This is a genomic window from Microcystis sp. M53602_WE12 (assembly GCF_030065455.1).
GTDB classification, from domain to species: Bacteria; Cyanobacteriota; Cyanobacteriia; order Cyanobacteriales; family Microcystaceae; genus Microcystis; species Microcystis aeruginosa.
Map to the genome: position 1 here is coordinate 1 of NZ_JASJFB010000012.1, position 3,193 is coordinate 3,193.

Here is a 3,193-nt window from a genome sequence, read left to right on the forward strand (position 1 = left end):
TAAATCCTTATCTGGCAAGAGACTTAATTGATTAGTTCGCTCTAGATCAAAAATAATTGACAAAAATCGCCAAATGCCTTTCTATATAAGGGTTCCATCCCTTATAACCCCCGTCCATTGCATAACAAAAACCGAAGAACCCAACTTCTTCGGGTACAGTCAGGATTATTGCCTCAATCAATTCAGGTGTTTATTCGGTGTAAATATGAATAAATTCGATAAAATCAGTTAATTATGCGGAAATATCTCCGTTTAAAACTAAATAAAAAATATTTACACTAATCAACCGCATCTTTTATGCTATCATTTCTAGGAACGGGTTATTTTTAATAATGTCCCCATTTGATCAAAGACAATGCTTGCTTTAGAACAGCTTTATGAACGGGAGTATGATCGCTGGTTAAGCGAGACGATCGAGTTATTAAAAAATCGTCAGTTAGATCAGTTAGATTACGAACATTTAATCGAGGAGTTGGCAGCTTTGAGACGAAGCGAAAAAACTGCTGTTAAAAGTTTAATTTTATCGATAATAATCTAGCTGCTACTCTATCAATTTTGGACAACAGAAAGAGAAAAAAATAGTAATCATTGGGCGGCAGAGATTATCACTTTTCGAGTACAATTAGAATATAAGCTCACCACCAATTTAAGTAAATTTCTAGAACTAGAACTAGAGTTAGAAGATATCTATGAAAACGCTCGCTTAATTGCAGAAAAAAAGACAGGATTAAAAAATTTACCGATAATTTGTCCCTACTCTCTGAGACAAATTCTTGAGAAACAGTGGTTTCCCGATACAGATAATCAATAAACTCTCAAAAATATGGAATCTCACAACAGTGAACCGATTATAATTGCCGAAGCGGTGGAAAAATGGTATGATAACCGCTTTCATGCTTTACGGGGAGTGAATCTCACCGTTAATAAACAGGAAGTTGTCGTGATTATGGGGCCGTCCGGTTCAGGAAAATCCACCTTTATTCGCACTTTTAACGGTTTGGAATCCTATCAAAAAGGTCGCATTATTATTGACGGAATAACTGTGTCCCACAACCTGAAAAATATCGAGGTAATCCGTCAGGAAGTCGGCATGGTTTTTCAACAATTTAACCTCTTTCCCCATCTGACGGTATTAGATAATGTCACCCTCGGACCAATGTGGGTGCGCGGTTGGAAAAAAGCCAAAGCGGAGGAAATAGCGAGAAAACTCCTCGAAAAAGTTGGTATTCTCGAACAAGCACTTAAATATCCCCCTCAGTTATCGGGAGGACAACAGCAGCGGGTGGCAATCGTTCGCGCTTTAGCTATGCAGCCGAAGGTGATGTTATTCGATGAACCCACCTCAGCTTTAGATCCGGAAATGGTGAGAGAAGTCTTGGAAACGATGCAAAGTTTAGCCAAATCCGGGATGACCATGGTTTGTGTCACCCACGAGGTAGGATTCGCGCGAGAAGTGGCCGATCGAGTGGTATTTATGGATCAGGGTTTAATTTTGGAAATTGCCCCCCCAGAAAAATTTTTTAATAATCCCCAATCCGATCGAACTCAGCAATTTTTAGCAAAAATTCTTTGATTTTCCATGACTTGATCATTAAACCATCTCTTTTTCTTCTTCTACCTCCACTAAAAGGGGAACGAGATTTTCATTTAAACGACCGGCTCGAATTAATTCTGCGTAGGTATTAGCTTCGATATCAAGTAAAGTATCTTGAAATTGTTCGGCTACCACATCTTTTAATTGTGGGTGTTCCTGTAGTAATTTTTGCAACTGATCGCCCAAGGCCTTTAGTTGTCCCTCCACTAGCGTTTTTTTGTGGCGATAAAATTCGGGATCGATATCGGGAAAACGTTCTGGTTGTTGCAGATAATTGGCAACCCTAGTTAAAGCAATTTGACGAGCAATTAAGGCCGAATATTCGGTGCGAATCGGTTGATCACCGATAAGATTGAGGGCATTTAACAGCCATTGTATGGATAATCCTTGCACCAATAAAGTAAATAAAACCACCCCAAAAACCACGTCAATAATTTCTTGACGGTAGGGGATAGACGTAGGAACACTTAACGCTAGGGCGATCGAAACCGAACCGCGCAATCCTCCCCACCATAACACCGTTCTTTCCTTGAAATTGATGCTATTGCCCGTAATTAGGTTACTAATTCCCCCTAGTCCAAAAATTGAGAACAGACGGGAAACCACCATAGCAGCGATCGCTATTAAAATCCCGGTTAAGTGACTACCAAGACTCTCAAAACGAGTTTGATCGCCGATCAGTAAAAAGATGATAGAATTGACAAAAAAGGCGATAAATTCCCAAAATTCGCTAACTACCAGGCGCGTGCGGGGACTCATACCAATGCGCGAACCGAGATTACCGAGAATAATCCCGACAATTACCACCCCAATCACACCGGATCCGCCTAATTTTTCCGTGACGAGATAGGTTCCGTATGCAGAAACTAGAGTCAGAGACTGTTCCACAAAAGGCAGATCAAAGCGTTGGGTAAGGTAGGAAATGCCGAAACCGATCACGCAACCGACACCGATGCCAATCCCCACAAAGGTGCAGAAACGAGCGATCGTGACGGGGACGGAAAAGGTATCGACTCCCAAGGGAATCCCCACCAAGAGGACGAAAGCCACCACAGCGACCCCATCATTAAAGAGACTTTCCCCTTCCATCAGGATCGTCAGTTTTTTACTGGCCCCCAATTCTTTAAATAGGGCAATTACAGAGACGGGATCGGTGGCAGCTAGGGCAGCACCCAACAGAAAAGCGATCGATAGGGGTAAATTAGCAAAGATATGTAGGGGATAGGCGACTCCCAAAACGGAGATAATTACCCCGATAACGGCAAAAAGGACGATAGTAACCCAATATTCCTTTAATTTAGCCCAAGGAATATTCCAAGCGGCTTCAAAAAGGAGGGGAGGCAGAAAAATTTCCAGAATTAATTCCGGGGAAAGATTAACTAGACGCAAATCTAAAAAAGCTAAACCCATACCGACAATAACTAACAGCAGGGTGTAGGGAATTTTGCGGAGGAAGGCAACGGTTCTCGATAAAGTGGCGACACTCAAGGAAATGGTCAAAACTAGCAGGAATTGCTCTAAATTATGAGCGATCGCCTCGTTAGCAGTAGATTCTAGACTCATTATTTTCAGTTATCAGTTATCAGTTATCAGTTATCA

The 3,193-nt window shown here is 41.5% G+C and carries 2 protein-coding genes and 1 pseudogene; 2 read left to right on the forward strand and 1 reads right to left on the reverse strand.

The window, feature by feature from the left end:
• The first annotated feature begins 355 nt into the window (after positions 1 to 355).
• Both PX482_RS00360 and PX482_RS00365 read left to right on the forward strand, forming a co-directional pair.
• Positions 356 to 811: pseudogene (locus PX482_RS00360) on the forward strand (DUF29 domain-containing protein).
• A gap of 12 nt (positions 812 to 823) precedes the next feature.
• Positions 824 to 1,573, forward strand: coding sequence for an amino acid ABC transporter ATP-binding protein (locus tag PX482_RS00365; RefSeq protein ID WP_288026593.1), 750 nt, complete (start codon positions 824 to 826; stop codon positions 1,571 to 1,573).
• Between the two features lie 18 nt (positions 1,574 to 1,591).
• On the opposite strand, the gene PX482_RS00370 is transcribed toward PX482_RS00365, so the two are convergent.
• Positions 1,592 to 3,157 carry a cation:proton antiporter gene (locus tag PX482_RS00370; protein WP_288121940.1) on the reverse strand — a complete coding sequence of 522 codons (1,566 nt, stop codon included), beginning with the start codon at positions 3,155 to 3,157 and terminating at the stop codon, positions 1,592 to 1,594.
• Positions 3,158 to 3,193 lie beyond the last annotated feature (36 nt).

Coding starts and splice junctions, on each gene's coding strand:
- PX482_RS00370 (WP_288121940.1), bottom strand. CDS start 3,157: ATGAGTCTAGAATCTACTGCTAACGAGGCGATCGCTCATAATTTAGAG.
- PX482_RS00365 (WP_288026593.1), top strand. CDS start 824: ATGGAATCTCACAACAGTGAACCGATTATAATTGCCGAAGCGGTGGAA.